Origin of the sequence: Hymenobacter sp. PAMC 26628, from assembly GCF_001562275.1 — a bacterium.
Taxonomy (GTDB): Bacteria; Bacteroidota; Bacteroidia; order Cytophagales; family Hymenobacteraceae; genus Hymenobacter.
Map to the genome: position 1 here is coordinate 80,466 of NZ_CP014304.1, position 20,357 is coordinate 100,822.

At 61.3% G+C, this 20,357-nt stretch carries 18 protein-coding genes; 8 read left to right on the plus strand and 10 right to left on the minus strand.

Annotation, left to right across the window (positions count from 1 at the left end; all coding sequences use genetic code 11):
* Positions 1–115: 115 nt before the first annotated feature.
* Positions 116–670 (plus strand): hypothetical protein, encoded by a 555-nt coding sequence (locus AXW84_RS00690; RefSeq protein ID WP_068227332.1) that lies wholly within the window; start codon positions 116–118, stop codon positions 668–670.
* A 59-nt stretch (positions 671–729) separates the two neighbouring features.
* Here the strand turns inward: AXW84_RS00690 and AXW84_RS00695 are convergent, their stop codons facing one another.
* From AXW84_RS00695 to AXW84_RS00705, 3 genes are all read right to left on the minus strand, one after another.
* Positions 730–1,488, minus strand: a complete 759-nt coding sequence (locus AXW84_RS00695) for a hypothetical protein (protein WP_068227334.1) — start codon at positions 1,486–1,488, stop codon at positions 730–732.
* 56 nt (positions 1,489–1,544) lie between these two features.
* Entirely contained in the window at positions 1,545–3,089 is a 1,545-nt protein-coding gene (locus tag AXW84_RS00700; RefSeq protein WP_236943211.1) for a hydroxymethylglutaryl-CoA reductase, read from the minus strand.
* Positions 3,090–3,179: 90 nt separating this feature from the next.
* On the minus strand, positions 3,180–3,968 hold the full coding sequence (locus AXW84_RS00705) for an energy transducer TonB (protein WP_068227338.1): 789 nt from the start codon (positions 3,966–3,968) through the stop codon (positions 3,180–3,182).
* A 403-nt stretch (positions 3,969–4,371) separates the two neighbouring features.
* Between AXW84_RS00705 and AXW84_RS00710 the strand changes: the two genes are divergently transcribed.
* Both AXW84_RS00710 and AXW84_RS00715 read left to right on the plus strand, forming a co-directional pair.
* On the plus strand, positions 4,372–5,187 hold the full coding sequence (locus AXW84_RS00710; RefSeq protein WP_068227340.1) for a phytanoyl-CoA dioxygenase family protein: 816 nt from the start codon (positions 4,372–4,374) through the stop codon (positions 5,185–5,187).
* A gap of 48 nt (positions 5,188–5,235) precedes the next feature.
* Positions 5,236–6,015: an SDR family NAD(P)-dependent oxidoreductase gene (locus AXW84_RS00715; protein WP_068227342.1), complete on the plus strand. Its 780-nt coding sequence runs from the start codon at positions 5,236–5,238 to the stop codon at positions 6,013–6,015.
* Positions 6,016–6,136: 121 nt separating this feature from the next.
* Here the strand turns inward: AXW84_RS00715 and AXW84_RS00720 are convergent, their stop codons facing one another.
* Entirely contained in the window at positions 6,137–6,715 is a 579-nt protein-coding gene (locus AXW84_RS00720; RefSeq protein ID WP_157886729.1) for a phosphatase PAP2-related protein, read from the minus strand.
* Positions 6,716–6,937: 222 nt separating this feature from the next.
* Between AXW84_RS00720 and AXW84_RS00725 the strand changes: the two genes are divergently transcribed.
* Both AXW84_RS00725 and AXW84_RS00730 read left to right on the plus strand, forming a co-directional pair.
* A complete protein-coding gene (locus tag AXW84_RS00725; RefSeq protein WP_068227346.1) occupies positions 6,938–8,272 on the plus strand; it encodes an amidohydrolase in 1,335 nt (444 codons plus the stop codon).
* A gap of 220 nt (positions 8,273–8,492) precedes the next feature.
* Positions 8,493–10,946 carry a M4 family metallopeptidase gene (locus AXW84_RS00730; protein ID WP_068227348.1) on the plus strand — a complete coding sequence of 818 codons (2,454 nt, stop codon included), beginning with the start codon at positions 8,493–8,495 and terminating at the stop codon, positions 10,944–10,946.
* A gap of 364 nt (positions 10,947–11,310) precedes the next feature.
* Here AXW84_RS00730 and AXW84_RS00735 read toward each other — a convergent pair whose 3' ends face one another.
* Together AXW84_RS00735 and AXW84_RS00740 are read right to left on the minus strand one after the other, a co-directional pair.
* Positions 11,311–12,051 (minus strand): outer membrane beta-barrel protein, encoded by a 741-nt coding sequence (locus AXW84_RS00735; protein ID WP_068227350.1) that lies wholly within the window; start codon positions 12,049–12,051, stop codon positions 11,311–11,313.
* Between the two features lie 249 nt (positions 12,052–12,300).
* Positions 12,301–13,044, minus strand: a complete 744-nt coding sequence (locus AXW84_RS00740; RefSeq protein ID WP_157886730.1) for a tetratricopeptide repeat protein — start codon at positions 13,042–13,044, stop codon at positions 12,301–12,303.
* Between the two features lie 141 nt (positions 13,045–13,185).
* On the opposite strand from AXW84_RS00740, the gene AXW84_RS00745 reads away from it, so the two are divergent.
* Positions 13,186–14,070 (plus strand): alpha/beta hydrolase, encoded by an 885-nt coding sequence (locus AXW84_RS00745; protein WP_068227354.1) that lies wholly within the window; start codon positions 13,186–13,188, stop codon positions 14,068–14,070.
* Positions 14,071–14,217: 147 nt separating this feature from the next.
* On the opposite strand, the gene AXW84_RS00750 is transcribed toward AXW84_RS00745, so the two are convergent.
* On the minus strand, positions 14,218–14,658 hold the full coding sequence (locus AXW84_RS00750; protein WP_068227356.1) for a hypothetical protein: 441 nt from the start codon (positions 14,656–14,658) through the stop codon (positions 14,218–14,220).
* Between the two features lie 585 nt (positions 14,659–15,243).
* Here AXW84_RS00750 and AXW84_RS00755 point away from each other — a divergent pair.
* Together AXW84_RS00755 and AXW84_RS00760 are read left to right on the plus strand one after the other, a co-directional pair.
* Positions 15,244–15,507: a hypothetical protein gene (locus AXW84_RS00755; protein ID WP_068227358.1), complete on the plus strand. Its 264-nt coding sequence runs from the start codon at positions 15,244–15,246 to the stop codon at positions 15,505–15,507.
* 22 nt (positions 15,508–15,529) lie between these two features.
* Entirely contained in the window at positions 15,530–16,189 is a 660-nt protein-coding gene (locus AXW84_RS00760) for a hypothetical protein (RefSeq protein WP_068227359.1), read from the plus strand.
* Positions 16,190–16,352: 163 nt separating this feature from the next.
* Here the strand turns inward: AXW84_RS00760 and AXW84_RS24285 are convergent, their stop codons facing one another.
* The 3 genes from AXW84_RS24285 to AXW84_RS00765 all read right to left on the minus strand — a co-directional run bounded on the left by AXW84_RS24285 (position 16,353) and on the right by AXW84_RS00765 (position 20,136).
* Complete coding sequence (locus AXW84_RS24285) at positions 16,353–18,671, minus strand: T9SS type A sorting domain-containing protein (protein ID WP_157886731.1); 2,319 nt, start codon at positions 18,669–18,671, stop codon at positions 16,353–16,355.
* 48 nt (positions 18,672–18,719) lie between these two features.
* Positions 18,720–19,145: a hypothetical protein gene (locus AXW84_RS24290; protein ID WP_157886732.1), complete on the minus strand. Its 426-nt coding sequence runs from the start codon at positions 19,143–19,145 to the stop codon at positions 18,720–18,722.
* Positions 19,146–19,368: 223 nt separating this feature from the next.
* A complete protein-coding gene (locus AXW84_RS00765) occupies positions 19,369–20,136 on the minus strand; it encodes a hypothetical protein (protein ID WP_068227361.1) in 768 nt (255 codons plus the stop codon).
* Positions 20,137–20,357 lie beyond the last annotated feature (221 nt).

Below are 20,357 nucleotides of genomic sequence, written 5' to 3' on the forward strand. Positions count from 1 at the left end.
TTGGGGCCCCACCGGCCGGGCGTGGGCGGTGATTATGCCGTATTTTTGGGTGTGCTGGATTTCCCGGCAGACTTACGCGTTAAGTTTTAATCAATCAATTATTACCGCTCTTTTTATGCTGAAAATCTCCAAATTATTATTGCTGTTTCCCGCCCTGGTGGGCGTGCTGCTAATGGCTGGGGGCTGCAACAAAGTGCTGAGCCTGTTACGCTTCAACGTGAACGACACCCAGAGCTTCACGGTGCCGGCTGCGTACCCGTACGGCACGGCCCCGGTCACTTTGCCCGCCGTGACGGTGAATTCCACTTCCACCACCACCTACGCCAACAATAATACCAAGGCCCAGTACGTGCAGGAGGTGAAGCTGGAGCAGCTCACGCTGACCGCCACCAGCCCCGCCGGCCAAAACTTTGACATCGTGCAGAGCGTCAAGCTCTACATCAGCACCGACGCCGCCGGCACCAACAAAGTGCTGCTGGCCTCGCTCAACAACGTGCCCAAAGGCGCTACTTCCATCCAACTCAACCCCGCGCCCGACACCAAGCTCGACACGTACTTGCAAAGCAGCAGCTACGCCCTCACCAGCGAAGTGCTGCTCAGCCAGCGCCCGGCCCAAGACGTGGTCGTGCGCGTCGACAGCAAATTCAGCGTGGCGGCCAGCCTGCCGTAGGGCCCCAGATGAATGCCTGGTTTCCGAAAGGCCACTCCCGGCGGAGTGGCCTTTCGTGTTTAGGGCCCCGGCGGCATAGTGGCGTTGAAGTGGTCTACCAACTGCACCACGTCGGTCAGGTTATCGTAGCGCAGGGTGTGCTGCCGGGCATAAAGGGCCATGTCGCCCTCGGCCGCCCCGAACAGGCGCAGCACCGCCCGCTGGCCCAGCGCCAGGGGTTGGGCCAGCGGGCGAGCCGGGGTGGCCACGTATAGCTCAGAGGTGCGCCGGAACTGCGCAGCCTGGGTTTCGACGCCGATGGCGGCGTTGCGCACGGCCCCCACCAGCTCCAGGTCGTAGCCCAGCAGCAGGCGCACGGGGCCCTCGGTCAGCTCTTCGAGCAGCAGGCGGCCCGCGCCGCCCACGCGGTAGGCCCCAAAGCGGTGGCCGGGCCGGCCGGGCGCGTTGTTCAGCACGAAGCCCCGCAGGCTGCCCACCGGGTAGAGGCGCACGCCGCCGGGCACGGTAGGGTCCTGCGCCTCCACCCAGTGGTGCACCAGGTTGTAGCGCAGGCCGGGCACGGGCTGCGCCTCACCCTTGATGGGCAGTAGGGCGCCGGGCACCCAGTCGGGGTCGTAGTAGTGCGCCACGTGGGCCGCCTCGGCCGCCAGGGCCCGCTCATCGGCGGTGTTGGCCTGGTTCAGGTTCTGGGTCGAGGTGGGCCGGCCGTGGCTGATGTCCTCCAAGTCCTTGCTATTCAAGCCCGATTGGGCCCGGGCCGGCCGGCTTAGCAGCCCCAGGGCCCCCAGCACCAGGCAAAGCGAAACGGACGAGCGCATGGCAGCAAAGTAAGGCGGAAAGTGCGCCCAATATACCGCCGCCCCGCCCCGGGGCCCTAGCGGTTGCGGCCGTACTGTTCGTGGCTGCTCACCCAGTCGGAGCTGCTGATGGCGGCGCCCAGGCTCAACTCGCCGGCCAGCACCACGCCGGCCACAATTTCGGCAAACTTGTACACCGTGCCGCGGCCCACGCAGCCCAGCATCCGCAGGCACTCGTTTTGGGTGGCCAGGCCGGTGCCGCCGCCGTGGGTGGCCACAATCAGGCTCGGGATGGTGATGTTGATGTACAAGTCGCCCTCCTTCGTCACTTCCGAGTACAGCACGCCCGCCGACGATTCGCTGACGTTGGCCACGTCCTGCCCCGTGGCAATGAACAGCGCCGTGATGCCGTTGGCCGAGTGGGCCCCGTTGTTGTTAGCGCCTGATAGAAAGGCGCCCACGTTGCTCACCTGTCCGTGGTAGGCCAGCTGCTCGGGCGTCACGCGCATGCGCTGCTGCAAAATGTCGCGCTTAATCACGGCCTCCGCCACCACGCGCTTGCCGCGGGTGCGCATCACGTTGATTTGCGAGGCTTTTTTGTCGGTCGCAAAGTTCGATTCGAGGTAGAAATGCTCGATTTTAGGGCCCCCGTAGTTGGCCAAAATCCAGGAGCAGGCGGCGAAGGTGGCGCGGCCCACCATGTTCTGGCCTGCCGCGTCGCCGGTCGAGAAGTTGAAGCGCAGGTAGGCAAACTTGTTGGCCAGGTATGTGTCGATGTACTGCAGCTTGGCCACCCGCGACGTGCTTTCCGCCTCCGGCCGGATGCGCTCCAGGTTGTCGGCCACCCACTTACCGAAGTCGCGGGCCCCGCGCGCATCGCTGAACACGAACACCGGGGCCCGTTGCATGGCGTCGCCAATCACGGTGCACTTCACGCCGCCGCACAGGTTCAGCACCTGCATGCCGCGGTTGTAGCTGGCCACGAGCGTGCCCTCGGTGGTGGCCATCGGGATGAGGAAGTCGCCCTGCGCATGCTCGCCGTTCACGGTCAGGGGCCCCGCCAGGCCCACCGGCACCTGCGCCACGCCCACGAAGTGCTCGCAGTTGCCCTGCAAGTCGTGCGCGTCGAACGAATACGACTTCAGTTGCTTGAAATGCTGCTGGGTAAATTCCTCGGCAAACCGCTGGCGGGCCTGAATGGCGGCCTCCGAATAATCGTCGTCGTCGGAGCGCGGGATGCGGGGGCGGCTGGTGGCCGCGCCCACAATGGCGTCCTCCACTTCCACGTGCAAGTCGCCGAGCACATCGGTCGAAAACCAGACCTGCACCGGGTAAATGCCCTCGGGCAAGGCCGCCGTGGCCAGCGCAAACGTGAGGCTGCGGCCCACGGGCAGCTCCAGGGCCTGGCCGTCGGCGGGCCCCAGGCCGGCGGCGGGGCGGGTTTCGCCGTTGCCCAAATCCAGGGTTACCTGCGCGGCCGGCACCACCGCGTCGCCCACCTGCACCTGCCGCAAGCCGGTGATTTTCACCGTATCCAGCCGGTTCTTGATGCTGAAAGCGACGCCCTGGCCATCGGGCAAATTGTGCAGGCTGCCGCGCGTGTACAGCAGTTTCAGCAGCATGGGGCTGGGCGTAAAAACCATCGGGAATCGGAATTAAGAAAGGGACTGTCCCGCTTGTACTGCAATTAGGGCCCCAGCGAAGGTGCAGGATTATGGGGTGGAAGGCTTGGGTTCGGGAAAAATAATCGGTACTGTGAGGACGACGTCAACCGGCCAGCCGCTTTGCCTTCCGGGCGTAAATCCCGCCATGTCTCGCACTACCCGGAGCACTTCTTCGTCAATATCTTTTTCCAAGCCCTTGACGATAACTGGGTTCATGGCTCGTCCAGTAGTGTCAATAACGAACTGAACAAATACTCGTCTTCCGGTAAAGTCTTCAGCAAAACCATTGCGAAAATGCACATTTTGCTGAATATGGGCTACAATTGCCGCAGTGCCGCCGCCTTTGTAAGTGGGCATTTGCTCAACGTAGGTATATGGTCCTTGTGCGTTGGAAACTGGACCTTCATCGTCGGACATCACGATGCCCGAAGTACATACAGTTTGTTCTTGGATGTCTTCTAATACATGTATTTGCTTTACAGGCTTTATAACTTTTGCCTTGTGGTGCGGGGCCCCCCGCCGCACCTGGGCCAGCGCCTCCCGCGCGCTCAGCCCCTGGGCCACCACCAGCACCAGCGCCACCAGAAACCAGCGCAGCCGCCGCGTGAGGGGCGGGGGCCCCTGCACCTGGGCCCCGGCGAAGCGGCCGCACACGCGCCCGTCGGACGCGGCGGCGCGGGCGGCGGCCAGGTCGGCGGCGGGGTTTTGGGATTGCGTGAGGTCCAGCACCACGCGCTGGCAGCGGGCGCAGTGGCGTCCTTGGGCCATGGGCGTCATGGCGGCCCAGCTTTCGGAGCACGGCAGTAGGCGGGCGTGGAAGGTGGGCAGGAGCAGCATGGCGGGCGGGGCGGCGAGCCGAAAAGGTACAGATTTTCCGGTTGGGGGGCAGCGCAGGCAATTGATTATTGTGCACGCCGCATAAACCGAACTTATGGCAGGGGCCCGGCGGCCGGGTCGCACACGGCCCGGCCGCCGGGCCCCTGCAACGATTTTCAAAAAGCCCCGTACTCGCTATGTTTTACCCATCCTGTTGATCAGCAATGGGTTGGTAATGCGCGGGGCGAGGGAATAAGCAAAAAGCCCGGTTTGTTGGTTTACCCTTGCTGCGTTTGGAAAGCTGAGTGGTTTTCTGGAAGCAGTGCTGGCTACGGGGCGCCAGGGCTGCCCGCGCACCGGGGGGCCTGTGTTACCTTTGTAGGCTATTGGGTTGGGGCTGCCAGTCTATTGCGCTATCTTCACTATGTCCTCATCTTTCGAATACCCTCGCTTTACCCTTGGTGCCACGCTCACCAGTGAACAGCGGGCTTTCTTTGCCAAGTACGGTTTTTTGCACTTTCGGCCGTTTGCTTCGCCTGCTCAAGTGCAGGAGATTCTCCAAGCCACCCAGGACGTGCAGCGCCGCTGGCTGGCTGAAAGCGTGGAAAAAGTGAACGGCGTGCCCATCAAGTACGGCCAGGACGTGGACGGGGCCCGTATTGTGCAACGCTTCGCTTTTGCCTCGCAGCACCACCCGCTGCTACATAACCTGTTGCAGGACGACCGCTTCAAGGCCCTGTTTCCGCTGCTCGAAGCCGAGGGCGGCCGGGTGGGCGAAAACGAGAAGGACGGCCTCGTGGTGAACCACTACGTGAACATCCCGGGTTCCGAGTTCAGCCAGATGGGGTGGCACACCGACTCGTTGCGCGACGTGTTCTACGGCAAGCGCATCGGACCCATGCTGAACGTGGGCCTGCACCTCGACGGCACCAAGGCCACCAACGGCGGCCTGCGCGTCATCCCCGGCACGCACCGCCAGGGCCTGGGCAAGATGCTCTTCCGCAAGAAGTACTACAAGGACGTGCACTACGACCCGAACGAAATTGCCATCGAAACCGAGCCCGGCGACCTCACCGTGCACGACGGCCGCATGTGGCACCGCGTGGCGCAGTCGCCGCTCATTGGCGAGGCCTCGCGCCGCCGCGTGATGTACGTGCCCATCATCGCGGGCAAGTACCAGCCCAAAAGTGAGGACAGCCCCACGCCGTTCTACCTGCGGTTTTTGCACCTCGTGAAATAGCATTGGCAGGGGCAAACCTTTATTCATTCATTGCCCCTCACATTTCCTGTGTACGCCCTCGTCACCGGCGCTTCGCGCGGCATTGGCCGGGCCCTGGCGCTGGCCTTGGCCCGGCGCGGCTACGACCTGCTGCTGCTGGCCCGCTCCGAAGACCAGCTCCGGGCCCTGTCCCTGGAAATTAGCGCGAAGTACCAGCACCAAAGCCACCTGCTGGCCCTCGACCTGGCCGCGCCCGGCGCCGCCGAGGCCGTGGCCGCCTGGGCCCTGGCCCACACCAAAGAGCTGGCCGTGCTGGTGAACAACGCCGGCTACGGCCTGTGGGGCCGCTTCGAGCAACTGCCCCTGGCCGAGCAGCAAAACATGCTGCAACTGAACATGCTGCTGCCCGTGGCCCTCACCCACGCCCTGCTGCCGGCCCTGCGCCAGCAGCCGCGGGCCTACGTCCTCAACGTGGCCAGCACCGCCGCCTACCAGGCCGTGCCGTCGCTGGCGCTGTACGCGGCCAGCAAGGCGTTCGTGGTGAGCTTCAGCCGGGGCCTGCGCTACGAGCTGAAAGGCACGCCAGTATCGGTGACGTGCCTGAGCCCGGGCGCCACCGACACGGCCTTTGCCGACCGCGCCGGCATGGGCGCCGAGCTGCAAAAAACGGCCGCCAAAGTCTCGATGACGCCCGCCGCCGTGGCCCGCGTGGCCACCAATGCCTTGTTTGCGGGCCGAGCCGAAGTCATTCCCGGCGTGCTTAACAAAGTAACCGTGGGCCTCACCGCCGTAGCTCCCAAAAAGCTAACCGAAAAAATCGCCGCCGGCATCTACGAGAAATACCTTTAATAGCTGGTAGGCAAAGCATTTGGGCGGTCATGTTTTTGCCTGCCCTGTAAAACCAAGCTGCCAACAAAAGGGGCCCCGGAAGCAATTAGCTTCCGGGGCCCTCTTTTGATTAAAACCGAAACTACGCCGGTGCTGTGGGCCAGATGCGGCCCGCCAGCCAGTAAGCCAGCCAGGCAAACAGCGGGGCCCCCAGCACGTCGTACACGTAGTGCACGTGCTGCACCAGCACCAGCACGCCGATGGTGGCAGCCGCGGCGGCCAGCACCCCGCGCCACCAGCGCCCGCGCACTGCTAGTGCCAGCAGCACCACGGTGGCCGTGTGGCCCGAAAAGAACAGGTCCTTGGTGATGGGTACGGCCGTGCTGGCGTGGAACAGGTGCTCGGTGAACGGGTCGGGAAAGGGCAGGATGCCCAGCGGCGGCTCCAGCGGCAGCACCCAGATGGTGGCCATGCGCAGCAGCTGCAAGAACAGGTAGGCCCACACGCCGCGCACCAGCAGCTGCGGCCGTCCCAGCAGCCACGCCACGGCGGCGATGCAGCTGCCGTACATCAGGAAGAAGATGGGGCTGGCCACGTCGTGGGCCGGCAAGTGGGCCAGCACGAGGTCGGCCAGGTGGTGGCCGGCGCGCTGCTGAATGAAGTGGTAGAACGGCGCCGCTGCTGGTACCAGGGCCCCAAAAATGAGGACTAGTGGCAGCACCAATAAATTCCGAAATCCGGGCCGGGCCCACGCGCCTAGCCAGGTGTGGGCGGGCGCTGCGGAAGAGGTATTGTTTATTGCAGGGGAAGAAACACGCATAGCAGCTAATAAGACCGATAAGCTCGGCCCGGACCAACAACAAAAATAATGCGCAAACGTGCTCCGGCCCTACATTGCCGCAACATTGGCCGCCCGGCCGTAACCTACGCGTAACGATTTGCCATGACTTTTACATTGCTTTCCCGGCCCGCGCTGCGCGGTGCTGCGCTGGGCCTGGGGGCCCTGCTGGGGCCCCTGGCCGCCTCGGCCCAAAACGCCGCCCTCGACGCCCGCATCGCCAAGCTGGCGGCGGCCGAAGACGCCAAGGTTATTGCCTGGCGGCGTGACCTGCACGAGCACCCCGAGCTAGGCAATGAGGAAAACCGCACCGCCGCCCTGGTGGCCGCCCACCTCAAAAGCCTGGGCCTGGAGGTGACCACTGGCGTGGCCCGCACCGGCGTGGTGGGCATTTTGCGCGGCGGCAAGCCGGGCCCCGTGGTGGCCCTGCGCGCCGACATGGACGCCCTGCCCCTCACCGAAACCAGCGGCCTGGCCTTTGCCTCGACCGTGAAAACCACCTATTTGGGCCAGCCTGTGGGCGTGATGCACGCCTGCGGCCACGATACCCACGTGGCCATGCTCATGGGGGCGGCCGAGGTGCTGGCCCAGGTGAAAAAGGACCTGCCCGGCACCGTCAAGTTCATCTTTCAGCCCGCTGAGGAAGGCTCGGTGCCCGGCGTGGAAGGCGGAGCGAAGCTAATGGTGAAGGAAGGCGTAATGGAAAACCCCAAAGTGGACGCCGTATTTGGCGTCCACATCAACGCTCGTACCGAGGTGGGGGTCCTCAAGTACCGGCCCGGCGGTGAAATGGCCAGCTCCGACCGGTTCACCATCAAGGTGCACGGCAAGGGCGCGCACGGGGCCTACCCCTGGAACAGCGTGGACCCGGTGGTGACGGCCGCCCAGATTATTATGGGCCTGCAAACCATCGTGAGCCGGCAGGTGAAACTGATTGACGACGCGGCCGTGGTGACGGTGGGCACCGTCAACGGCGGCGTGCGCTACAACGTCATTCCGCCCGACGTGGAACTGAGCGGCACCATCCGGGCCCTGAGCCCAGCGGTGCAGCAGCAAATTTGGGCGTCCGTGCGCCGCATCGCCACCAACATCGCCGAGAGCGCCGGGGCCACGGCCGACGTGGCCATCGAGCCATACGTGCCCGTGACCACCAACGACCCCGCCCTCACGGCCCGGATGCTGCCCACGCTGCAAGCCGTGGCCGGGGCCTCCAACGTGCAAGAAATCAAGGCCGTGACCGGAGCCGAGGACTTTTCTTTTTACCAGGAAAAGGTGCCCGGCCTGTTCCTGTTCGTGGGCGGCATGACGCCCGGTACCGACCCCAGTACCGTAGCCGACCACCACACCGCCGGCTTCAAAATTGACGAGAGCGGCTTAGCGCTAGGCGTAAAAACCCTGGCCACGCTGGCCGCCGACTACCTCGCTCAAAAACATCATTAATTATTTGATAAGTACAATTATTGGTTTTGGTGCAAATCGGTGGAGCCCCGGCGCAGCGCTTAGTCGGATTGATGCGAAACTAGGGCCAACAAGATTTTGGCTTTTGTAGGATTCTCGGCAGCTAGGCGAGGGTTTGGTTAGGAAAAAAACTAAGTTGCAGGGTAATCAAACGCCACTGAAACATTTGTTTCTACCGATTTTTCCACCCAGTCTTCAACTCATGAGAAAACATTACTCTGCCAAGGCCCTGTTGCTGATGGGCACCTTGCTGGCCGCTACCGCCGCGCAAGCGCAGGACGCGCCGCGCGTCCAAAACAAAGTGCTGGGCGCCCACGGCCAGCCCGAATTAATTCAATTCGGTACCGCCGGCAAAGCCGCCTACCGGAGCCCCGCCGACGGCGAGCAGCTGCTGCGCCAGCAACTGGCCCTGGGCCCCGACGACCAGCTGCGGCCCACCCGCGCCGAAACCGACGCGCTGGGCTTCACCCACCAGAAATTTGCCCAGTACTACAAGGGCGTGCTGGTGGAGCACGCCGCCTACACCGTGCACGCCCGGGGCGGGGCGGTGGAGAGCATCAGCGGCGACTACGAGAAGCTGGTCGGCCTGAGCACCGCGCCCACGCTGGGCGTGGCCGCGGCCCTGGACCGGGCCCTGGGCCACGTGGGCGCCACCAAGTACATGTGGCAGGACGCTGCCGCCGAGGCCGGCCTGAAGGCCGAGCTGCGCGACCCCGCCGCCACCTACCGCCCCCAGGGCGAGCTGGTGATTGTGCGCGACGCGGCCACCGACCAGCCCGTGCTGGCTTATAAGTTCAACGTGTACGCCCAGCAGCCGGTGAGCCGCGCCTACATTTACGTGGACGCGCGCAGCGGCAAAGTGGTGCTGCAAGACAACATCATCAAGCACGCCACCGGGGGCACGGCCAGCTTTGCCACGGCCTACAGCGGCACCCGCACCCTGGCCGACGAAACGGCCACCGGCGGCTACCACCTGCGCGAGTACACCCGCGGCCTGGGCATCGAAACATATAACTGCAAGAAAAGCAACAGCTACACCGCCGCCACCGACTTTACTGACGCCGACAACAACTGGACGGCGGCCGAATACAACAACGCCAACTACGACAACGTGGCCGGCGACGCCCACTTTGGTGCCCAGGCTACCTACGACTACTGGAAGGCCGTGCACGCCCGCAACAGCTACGACAATGCGGGCGCGAAAATCAAGAGCTACGTGCACTACGACGACGTGCCCGGCGGCGCGGGCTACGAAAACGCGTACTGGAACGGCTCGGTGATGACCTATGGCGACGGGGCCACCACCTTCAAGCCGCTGACGGCGCTGGACGTGTGCGGCCACGAAATCGGCCACGCCGTGTGCGAGAAAACCGCTAACCTCACCTACGCCAACGAGTCGGGGGCCATGAACGAGGGTTTATCTGACATCTGGGGCGCGAGCATCGAGAAGTTTACCTGCGACCAGCTCGGCCTCACGAAATCGACCTGGGACATCGGCGAAGACATTATGAAGGCCGGCGGGGCCCTGCGTTCGATGAGCAACCCCAACCTCTATAGCCAGCCCGCGCTGTACAAGGGCAGGTACTGGGCCGCCACCACCACATCGCCGTCCAACGCCAACGACCAGGGCGGGGTGCACACCAACTCGGGCGTGCTCAACTACTGGTACTACCTGATTGCCGTGGGCAAGTCGGGCACCAATGAGGCCGGCACGGCCTACAGCGTGGCCGGCATCGGCCTGACGGACGCGGCCAAAATCACCTTCCGCATGGAGAGCGTGTATATGACGGCTTCCTCCACCTACGCCCAGGCCCGCACCTACTCCATCCAGGCGGCCACCGATTTGTTCGGGGCCTCCGCCGCCCAAACCCTGGCCGTGACCAACGCCTGGACGGCCGTGGGCGTGGGCACCACCACTACCCCGCCGCCCACCACCGGCACCTACTGCACCATCAAGGGCGGCAGCCAGGCCTACGAGTGGATCGACTTGGTGAAGCTGGGCACGATTAACCGCACTTCGGCCGCCGACGCGGGCTACTACAACGGCACGGCCCTCAGCACTACCGTAGCCGCCGGTTCCAGCCAAACCATTAGCTTCTCGGCGGGCTTCAAAAGCTCGGCCTACACCGAGTACTGGAAAATCTACATCGACTACAACCAGGACGGTGACTTTGCCGACACCGGTGAGCTCATTGTGAGCGGCAGCAGCAGCAGCGCCGGCACCCTCACCAGCACCTTCACGGTGCCCACCACGGCCCGCACCGGCAGCACCCGCCTGCGCGTCATCATGAGCGACGCCAGCGCCACCACCAGCTGCGGCAGCTACAGCTACGGCGAAACCGAAGACTACACGCTCAGCATCAGCGGCGGTGCGGCTATCGCCGCCGAGCCGGCCACCCTCACCGGCACGCCCCTCGGCAACGAAGTGGCCCAGGCCCTGCAGCTCTACCCCAACCCCGCCACCGACGCCCTGCGCCTGGTGCTGCCCGGCCGCGCCACCGCCACCTCGGTGCGCGTGACGGACGTGCGCGGGGCCCAGCGCGCCGTGCCCTACGCCGAGGGCGTACTCGACGTATCGGGCCTGGCCAACGGCCTCTACACCCTCACCGTGAGCGACGGCCAAAAGGTCTTCCACGAGCGTTTCGTGAAGCACTAGGTAGTTGGTGAGTAATAAATAAAAGGGGCCCCCAGCACTGCTGGGGGCCCCTTTTTTAGTTTCTGCGGATAGTTGTTTAGGCCATTATACGGGACGCGGCGAAGCATCTCTGCTGCTTGGAATTGTTCCTGAATTAGAAAGAAAGCAGAACGTCATGCAGCGCGCAGCGAAGCATCTTTCCTGTGTGACCAATCGTGATTACTGCTATGAGAAAGATGCTGCGCGCTGCATGACGTTCAATTATCCGCGTGTCATTTAATTAAAGGCGACTACTATTTGACAGGTCTTTAACCTGCCATTCGCAGCAAAAAAGAGGGCCCCCAGCAGTGCTGGGGGCCCTCTTTTTACAGCAAGTTTGAGCGGCTCAGCGGCCGATGGCGTAGTCCAGCTTCAGTAGCAGCGTGCCGAAACTGTCCTTCACGCTGGGGTTGCCGCGCTGGCTGATGTCGTCGAGGTTGTCGGTGGTGGTGAAGTAGTAGTTGCCTTCCAGGGTTAGGTTGAACTGGTCGGTGAGGGGCACCACCACGCCCGCGCCCACGGGCAGCACGCCAGCCAGGGCGGGGTAGTCGTTGCGCTCGGCGGGCAGGTAGGCCGTGTTGGCGGTGGGCCGCACCGTGCCGAGGTAAGCCTGCGGGCTGTAGAGCAGCAGCCCCAGCCCGGCCTGCACGAAGGGCTGTACTCGCCGCGTTGCACCTGGCGTGGCATACACTGAGGGGTCGCCCAGCAAATCGTAGCGCACGAAGGCCGTGCCCAGCCCGTTGTGGCTATAAAACGCCAAGCCGCGGCTCGGCAGGTAGTCGCGGGCCCCCATGCCGAAGTAGCCCAGCTCGCCGCCGACGCGCCAGTGGGGCCCCAGGCCGTAGAGTACGCCCAGGTTCAGGGCGGGGCCCAGGAAATCGTTGCTCAGGCTGTTGCCCAGGTCGCCGTTGTAGAAGGCCGTGCCCACGCCGGCGCTCACCCGCAGGGGCCCCAGGTAGTAGGCGCGGCCGTTGTGGTCGTGGTGGCGGCGCCGGGCCACGCTCTGGGCGTGGGCCGCCGGGGCACCGGCCAGCAAAACCAAACCAAACAGGCCACCGGCCAAGCAGTTGCGCAACGAAAAGGCCATGAATTAAGTAAGAAATAAATGAAAAGGCCGCCACGGGCCGGTACGTACGGCAGCAACGGCCGGGCGGTGGGGCCACGGCGCAATTTTTTTAGTGGTGGTCTGGCCCGGGGTGGTCCGGCGACTTTTTCTGTCGTCGGGCCACTCTTACGATTGAACAGCGGCTCCGGGCTATAGTAAGAGTGGCCCGACGAAGCCCTTCGGGCAATTCGCCGGACCACCCCGGGCTGGGCCCCGGCGCGGTTTTTTGCGCTACTTGAACGTGCCTTGCGGGTCGGGCAACTTGGCGAGCAAGTCGCTTACGAGGCCAAAGTCGAGGCTAGCGGTGCTCAGGGACTGGCCTTTGTGCACGGCCTCCCAGGCCTGGGGGTATTTCTCCTGGTAGTAGTAGCCGCGGGCCAGCTGCTGCCAGGCGTTGGCGTTGTTGGCGTCGGCGGCCACGGCGCGCTGGAGCAGGTCCATGCCGGCAGTGAGGTCCTTTTTCTTCTTGCCGGTGCCGTAGCGGATGAGGTGGCTCGTGCCCAGGTCGCTCAGCACCAGGGTGTTGGTGGGCGCGATGGCCAGGGCTTGCTGGAGCAGGGCAATGGATGCGTCGGGGGTGGGTTGGCTACTGGCCACCACGCCTAGGCCCCGGTAGGGGTCAGCGTTGCGGGGATTCAGCAGCCAGGCCAGGTTGAAGCGGGACGTGGCCGTATCGGGCTGGTTCTCCGATAGATACTCGAAGCCTTTGGTGGCGAAAAATGCGCTGGCTTCTTCTTTCGAGGCGAAGCTTTTGGCCACGGCTTCCAGCTTGGGGGCCCCGTAGGCGGCCGTGGCCTGGGCCGGGCTCAGGCCCCCAAACAGGGGCTGCAAGCGGGCCGGGCGCGGGGCCGTGCCCGCAGCGGGCTGGCCGCCGTCGGTGGGTTGGCGCACCTTCTGGGCGCGGGCCAGGCGGGGGCCGCCCACCAGCAGGGCCAGCGCGAGGCCAGCCGTCATAAACACACGAGTTGTCGTCATAACCAATCCAATAAAAAACGCGGCCGGGGCCCGAAAGCGCAAAGGTAGCCGCCGCCCGGGGCAAACTGTGCACCCCCGCACGGCGTAGGTAGGCGCGGCCGGAAGGGCTCCGGGCCCGCCGCCGCTCACTTCCCCTTCAACATGAGAATTACCCGTTTATTACTGGTGCCCGTGGGGGCCCTGCTGGTGCTGGCCGCCGTGCTGGGCGCCACCGAATACGCCATGGCCCGCCCCAGCCGCCGCACCGCCGACGTGCCCTACGTGCCCGCCACCACGCCCGGCTTCGACGCCAAGTACAACCTGCTCGACGTGTACGCGCCCAAAGCCGCGGGCCCCGCCGCCGGCTACCCGGTGGTGCTGTTCATCCACGGCGGCAGCTGGACCAGCGGCGACAAGAACTTTTACTCCTTCGTCGGGCGGCGGCTGGCCAAGCAGGGCGTGGTGGGCGTCATCGTTAGCTACCGCCTCGCGCCGAAAGTACACGTGCCCGAGCAGGCCGCCGACTGCGCCCGGGCCCTGGCCTGGACGGTGAATAACATCAAAAGCTACGGCGGCGACCCCGCCCGGGTGTTCGTGATGGGCCACTCGGCCGGCGGCGGCCTGGCCGCCCTGCTCGCCACCGACGACGCCTTGCTGGCCCGCAACGGCCTGCCCACCAACCCCGTGCGCGGCGCTATCCTCGACGACCCCGCTGGGCTGGACATGTACGACTACCTGAAAAAGATGCAGTACCCCGGCGACGAGCAATACCTCATCCCCTTCACGAAAGACCCGGCGGTGTGGCGCGAAACGTCGGCCATCTACAAAATCCGGCCGGGCCTGCCGCCGTTCCTGTTCTTCATCGGCGGCAAAACCTACCCCAGCATCAGCAGCAGCTCGGCCCGCTTCCGCGCCCAGCTAACGGCCGTGGGGGCCCCACCGCGCTACACCGTGTTGCCCGGCAAGCACCACATCCCCATGGTGTTGCAGCTCTACTGGCAGCACAACATCATCTACCAGGAGCTGCTGAAACTGGTGGGCGCGTAGGGCCCCGGTGGCGAATTGAGTATTCCCAGCTTTAGGCCGCAGTTATCAGTTACTTCTGCTGAAGGTGCTTGGCTTGTTTCTTTACGTTCTGTAAACGGTCGTTTGCAGTATGTAAATAATTTAAAATCAATAATATAACATTCGTATCTAGTGCGAAAAGTGTTGATACACTTCAGCTACTAAATGGGTGAGGCCCTGCCATGTTTGTACAGGATGAGAGAGAAACTGCACCAGTACGGAAGGCATAGCTCCCAGCAATTCCGCCCCGATGGCAGCTAACGGTAAGAGTAAGTAGGCCCACCAAGGATAGGCGAACCGGGTAGTCACGCCTTGTGTCAACGCTCGCCAGACGGTTCGCATCCGGTCTCGATAATGCCAGAGAATCAAGAAAATAAGCCCGATATAGTAGGATAGCCGCCAATAAAAACCTGTCATTTTGATGTAAGTAATATCAATGACAAGCACATTCGCCGCAATAGGCAACAACAGCAATGCCCCTAGCAGAGCCGTTCGATTCCAGAGCAGTAACAAGCCGGCAATAACCTGAGACACGCCAACAAACGACCGAAAGGGTTCTTGGTCAAACAAATACCACGAGAGTTTGAATAGCCCAAGCTGAGTAGCTGGCAAAGCTGCCTCCGCAGGAGCGAGTCCGAATTGCCCACCTACCAATTTGGCATACCCATAGTTGGGGTTGCGTTAGTAGTTGGACAAAGAATTACGGGAAGGCGACACACCAGGAAAACGGACTTCGACTTGAGCCTCGGAAAGCCCAGCTTGCGTGAAGCAATCTGCCAAGAGTAGCCTTGAATGGCTGGTCGCTTTACCCGTTACTCAACTGGTTAGTGAACGTGGTTGAGAGTACCAGAAATCTATAAAAAAGGGCCTAGCGGGTACTTGGATTGCCGCTATGGGTTTCGGTACCAGGTTTTACCGAGACCACCGCTCAACAGAGGCGGGGAGTAGTTGGTACCGGAAATCCCTGCTTTTCGGGCTCCCTGCTTGACCTTCAACGAGAGGCGATGTAAACGGCGGGCAATCCACTTGACCAAGGCAAACAGCAGAATCAGGCAGTTGAATGCTATTTAAAAAGCACTGTTAATCAATAATTTATCTGCTTAGCGTAATTCTTTGTCCAACTACTAACGCAACCCCGAGAAGGACGGGTACCAGATGAAGGGCAGCGAGGTGGGCAAGGCGTTCAGCGCCGGCAACCTGCAAAAGACGTTCGACCAGCACCAGGCGCAGCTGCCCGAGGTAGCCCAGGTAGTGGGCCAGGCCGTGCAGAGTTATTCCGCCGAGGCCCTGCGCCAGCTCTTTGCCCAGCAGGCCCAGGAAGCGGCCCAAAAAGCCCAGGAAACGGCCCGTCAGACGACGCAAGCCCCCACCAGGCAGCAAACCCCCGACCGCGAGCAGAGCGGGGGCCTATCCCTGTAGTTTCTATTTTTTCCCTTTTGTGATGCAGCCGATTGACCCTGCCGACCTATTCGTGACCGTAGCCCAAATGCGCGACGGGATTGATACCCTCCTCAAGCGCGGCAAACCGGCCACCGCCGCCGAGCTACACCAGCTACTGGAGCAAGTCAAAGCCCAGGGCGAGCAGCTGCTGAGCCAGGCCCAAAAGGGCTACCGCATTACCCTCAACGGGGAGGCAGCGGCCAAGCTGATTGTGCCATATATGCCCACTAACACGGAAACGGCGCGCATTATGAGCGAGGCCACGGCCACCATGCAGGCCACGTTGGCCCAGGGGGCGAAGGAAACCGCCACCCAGGTGCAGCAGCTACAAGCGATTCAGACCGGCTTTCCGCGCCAGGTGTCCATTGAGGGGGAGGTAGTCGGCTTTACCAATTGGAAAGCCGCCGGCTTAGTAGCCGTGGTGCCCTTGGTGCTCGTGTTGCTGACGCAGGCGCTGATGGGCTTGTTTTCGCAGGTGCCACAGGCGAAATACGACCATCTTTTAGGCGTTGCGCAGGCCGTGGGAGCCGAGCGGGACTACTACCAAGGGCAGATTCAGAAGTTCCGTAAAGAGATGGGTACCAACAAGGAAGCGCGGAAGACGACCCAATACTTTTTCCCGGCATATGTGCCGGCACCCCCTACTGAAACAAAGCGGTAGCCACATTTTATGTATTGGGAACGGTCGCTACGTGCCTAAGTGAATCAAAATCAGTTAGAAAGTATTGCTGACGGGTATACGGGTATCTTAAATAGCAAATACCTAGAAAATCCTAATCTAAAGGTTAGACTAAGATTTTCTAGGTATTGCATTCAATTACTAATCAATGAGCAATCTGGATGTGCTCCGAGATAACTTCTTTGCCTTCGCCACTTCTAAGAGTGTACAAGCCGTTGGGCAAGTCTAGGACATTAAGCTTTAACTTACCCTGTTGACTTTTGCCCGTTTTGACTAATTGGCCGTAGCTGTTATAGAGTTGAACTGTAAAATTGGCATCAACTGGTAGAGGTTTACTCTGGCCCGGAGGTGGAGGAATGGGGGTGCTGAACTGGGGGGCGTCCGTCGGCTGCACCGTCTGTATTGCCAGCTCAGAAGTCGCCGGGTTGGGCGAGGCAGCAATCGCCTGCGTTTGTGGCACGTAGAATTGAAAAGAAGAAGTCGTGCTAGTCCCGCAGACACCGGAACCGGAAGCGGTTACGTTGATTTGCACTCGGTTATTGTTGCCGTTGCCTGGGCCAACGTAGAAATACGCCGTGTTGCTACCAGGCGTATTCTGGTATACCGTCGTCGTAGGGAATTGAGTAGCGAAGGAATAAGTGTTACCCGTTCCCGCCTGCACGTACATCGTTACCGTGCCCGTCGTGACGTAGTTAAACGAGCTTAGGGTATTATACCCGTTCTCGTAATACGTGCCTGTGATAGGATAAGCGCCCACTTGGACAGTTTTAGTCAAGATAGGTGCGCAGGCACCTGGTAGTGTGGCCGTTATGGTGCCCGTGCCTTGAGCTCCAGCCGCAGCGGAAGTTACAATTTGGCTGCCCGAGGCTGTGCTTGTGGTAAAGAGGTTGGCGGGTGTGGCTTGCCAGTTCCAATTGGCACTAGCCGTTGGGGCCCGGAATGGCACGTTTGAGGACGAAGAACACAACTGGTCGGGGCCCGTGATAAAATCGTAGCTAACCGGCGATGTGTATAATTGCCAAGTGCCGGAACGATTGTCCATCCACGTTGGATAGACTTTGCTGCCGTAGGCTGTGATGCCGATGTAGTCGCCTGCATAGCCAGCGGCAAATTTACTAGGGCTACTTTCAATGGGAGCCGTCGTATGCGACACATCACTTACTTTCAAATTATTAAATGAGGCACCTCCGTCCCGTGAGTAGGCTACATAAGTATTCGTGGCGTAGCCTGAAGAAGTATCAAAGCTGTAGTAGACTACGCTAACGTCCCCATTGCTATCATCCACGGCAATCCACGGCATCCAGTTTTGCCGTCCGGTCGGAATGCTAGCCGTCACTGGAGTAGACCATGAAGCGCCTTGGTTATCAGAGTAGCGAACCAAGACCACGGATTTACCTGTGCCATTTTCCTTCGCGTTATGCACAATATAAATGCGGCCTCGGTGGGTCGAACCTTTGTCCACGGCCATTGCAGGCAGGTCATTGACCCGACTGCCGCCAAAAACCGGGTCCGGTTGATTTTCATGTACCGCCATTCCAGCAATGTTAAACGCTATCGCAGAGGGCGTGAAGCTGGCCCCGCCGTTGGTAGAGCGAACAAACCCAATACTATTGGCTGGGACGGGATTGCCGGGAGTTGTAGGAGGATAATTAGCCCAACACACATATACTTCACCGTTGGGGCCAGTTTGTACGTTGGCTCCCAATGCGTTACCATTCGTAGTTGCCAGCACTAAGGGCGTTGAAAACGACTGGCCCCGGTTGGTTGACCGATTGAATTGAATCGTTCCTGAATAATCCTCATTCCAAGCCGTGTAGAGGCTGTTGGCATAGGGACTGCTCGGGGTGTTATCCGCTGCAATCATTTCCTTATCGAAATAGCTTGCGGGTGAACTGCTGCCACGTACTTGGTTAGTCCACGTGTTTCCCTTATCGGTGGAGGACTGTACAAAAAATCCGTCTTGGACACGCGTCATGGTGGCCAAGTAAGCGTTGCCTGCGGCGTCGTAAGCCGTCGAAGGGTCGCCAGCGCTTTGGCCACTATTGGGCAAGTTGTCGTTGCCTTGCCAAGTTTGGCCGCCATCGTGACTATAATAATACCCTTGCATATATGGATTATTATTAGCGCTAGCGATGAGATTGCAGGGGCTGCTTTTGTCAATAGAAATATGCACTTCGGCTTGTGGATTGCCCGACGGAAACAGTTGGACATCGTCACCTTGCCCCGTAGTCAAAGAATTGGTAGTGACTGTTCCCGAGGCTGGGGCCTGCTTTATCGCTGGTAGGGCCGAGGGCTGCTGACCAAACGAAGGCGGCTTATTATTGGGATTGGCGATGGGCAGCCGGTGATTGGTATACGGCCCTTGCGCCTGAGCAGCTGGCGCGTATATTAGAAGCCCTGCCAACAATCCGGTGCTCCAAATAAGGTGCTGGGAATGAGCAAACACATGGTAGATGTTGCGCATGGTACTAGGAAATGAATGTGGAGAGAAGGAAACATGGAAACGGTTCGGTCATCGAGACTGAATAATCTTGATATCAGATAGAATGATCTCAGGTAGTGCATCGGTCCCCGTGCGCGCAGCAGCCAAACTCATCCAAGCACCGCGCGTTCGCCAAGGCGTTTCTTGTGTTTGTGGCACAAGGCGGTAGTGAAACGTAATGGTACAACCGGCTTTATAAGTCGTGGTATCGGGCAGGTTGAACACCTTAGCCTGTTGATACGACTGCCCGCCCCATCCAGGAAACGACAACGGGGCAATGTTGACGGTCCAACGAGCACGTGGGTTTTGAAACTGATTATCCACCGTGGTTTCCGCTCCCAATAGGATTCCGGTAGTTCCATCGGCGGCAGGAGAAGCATCCCCTTCTTTTTCGCAACTGCTGCTCATGGCCAGCATACTAATGCCAGCAAGTGTGAGGACTTGATGTGCTTTCATAAAATGAGGATGATAAAAGAGTAAAATCAGGGCTAGCGCCCACCAATCCACGAAGCGTCTTGCCAACAATTACCGGTTGTAAACACCTAATATACAGAAAGAAAATGAATTTACTACATTAAAACACTCTAAGGTGCCGAAAGGCTTGCATCATGGATGATTGCCAAGCGCGTGTTCCTAAATGACGGTGAGATAACCCCTGACTAAGCCCTTTTAGTCGGCGCTATGGAAGTCGGTAAACCGCCCCTAAACGTAAGGTGCGCGAGTGGACGGGACCGGCAATGTAGTAGGCAGGAACGTCGGCCAGCGCGTCCCGCAGGTTGGTCAGCCCGAGGGCATAGTTGGCCGTCAGCCCCAGGCGGTGATACCAGGCCGTAAGGTCGGCGCGCAGCCGCCAATCGTGCCGCTCCGCCAGCGGATGCGACGCAGCGCTTTGCCATGCGGTACCTACGGGATTAATGCCACCGCCGTGGGTGCCCTGGCCCGCTTCGTGCGCCGCCAGCAGAAAGGCCCATTCCGGCCCAACCATCGCGTCGAACTGTAGGGCCCCTTCCCCTCCGAAGCGTTGGCCCAGCCCAGCAAATACCGGCACGGCCTGCATGCGCAGCCGCGAGGTGCCGGTGGCGGCTTCAGTCAGCGGAAAAGGACCCACATAATTCGCCGGGGTAAAGTCATAGAGGCGCACCTGGGCGCGGCTGTACGATTGGTCATAGCCGATTTCCAGGGCGGCCAGCCGCCCGCGTCGGCCCACGTGCTGGGCCCGCAAGCCGGCCCCAAAACCCGCGCCCAGCAGCCGACCATACGGGCTGGTGGTGTAGCCCGTGGTCCCCGCATCGAGAAAAGCGCCCTGCACCGTGGCGTCGGCCGTGGTCCCAGCTCCTGCGAAGCAAGACAAGCCCAGGGCCGCCCGGCCCGAGAATTCGGTGTGCTGGGCGAGCGCCGGGGCGGTCAGTAACGCGGCAGGGAGTAAAAACAAAAGCAGGTGCTTCATGGCCGAACGGATAAGCGTAACCCCGGTGCTACGCACGCACTCGGGAAGAGCCTAAGCGACTGTCCATTGGTTGCATCGGAATGAGGCCATCGGAAAAATACTATCCCAGCCGATTCACGAAGCCTGCTCCAAACCCGCACTGATTCCGGGAAGTGTCCTACAAGATGCGTTATGTTAAGTGGCTTTTCCAAGGAACAAGAGAGGAAAGAAGCTTTTCCTCA

Bases quoted from the DNA above. Each gene is read 5' to 3' on its own strand.
- AXW84_RS00690 (WP_068227332.1), top strand. From the start codon at position 116: ATGCTGAAAATCTCCAAATTATTATTGCTGTTTCCCGCCCTGGTGGGC.
- AXW84_RS00695 (WP_068227334.1), bottom strand. From the start codon at position 1,488: ATGCGCTCGTCCGTTTCGCTTTGCCTGGTGCTGGGGGCCCTGGGGCTG.
- AXW84_RS00700 (WP_236943211.1), bottom strand. From the start codon at position 3,089: ATGCTGCTGAAACTGCTGTACACGCGCGGCAGCCTGCACAATTTGCCC.
- AXW84_RS00705 (WP_068227338.1), bottom strand. From the start codon at position 3,968: ATGCTGCTCCTGCCCACCTTCCACGCCCGCCTACTGCCGTGCTCCGAA.
- AXW84_RS00710 (WP_068227340.1), top strand. From the start codon at position 4,372: ATGTCCTCATCTTTCGAATACCCTCGCTTTACCCTTGGTGCCACGCTC.
- AXW84_RS00725 (WP_068227346.1), top strand. From the start codon at position 6,938: ATGACTTTTACATTGCTTTCCCGGCCCGCGCTGCGCGGTGCTGCGCTG.
- AXW84_RS00730 (WP_068227348.1), top strand. From the start codon at position 8,493: ATGAGAAAACATTACTCTGCCAAGGCCCTGTTGCTGATGGGCACCTTG.
- AXW84_RS00735 (WP_068227350.1), bottom strand. From the start codon at position 12,051: ATGGCCTTTTCGTTGCGCAACTGCTTGGCCGGTGGCCTGTTTGGTTTG.
- AXW84_RS00740 (WP_157886730.1), bottom strand. From the start codon at position 13,044: ATGACGACAACTCGTGTGTTTATGACGGCTGGCCTCGCGCTGGCCCTG.
- AXW84_RS00745 (WP_068227354.1), top strand. From the start codon at position 13,186: ATGAGAATTACCCGTTTATTACTGGTGCCCGTGGGGGCCCTGCTGGTG.
- AXW84_RS00755 (WP_068227358.1), top strand. From the start codon at position 15,244: ATGAAGGGCAGCGAGGTGGGCAAGGCGTTCAGCGCCGGCAACCTGCAA.
- AXW84_RS00760 (WP_068227359.1), top strand. From the start codon at position 15,530: ATGCAGCCGATTGACCCTGCCGACCTATTCGTGACCGTAGCCCAAATG.
- AXW84_RS24285 (WP_157886731.1), bottom strand. From the start codon at position 18,671: ATGCGCAACATCTACCATGTGTTTGCTCATTCCCAGCACCTTATTTGG.
- AXW84_RS24290 (WP_157886732.1), bottom strand. From the start codon at position 19,145: ATGAAAGCACATCAAGTCCTCACACTTGCTGGCATTAGTATGCTGGCC.
- AXW84_RS00765 (WP_068227361.1), bottom strand. From the start codon at position 20,136: ATGAAGCACCTGCTTTTGTTTTTACTCCCTGCCGCGTTACTGACCGCC.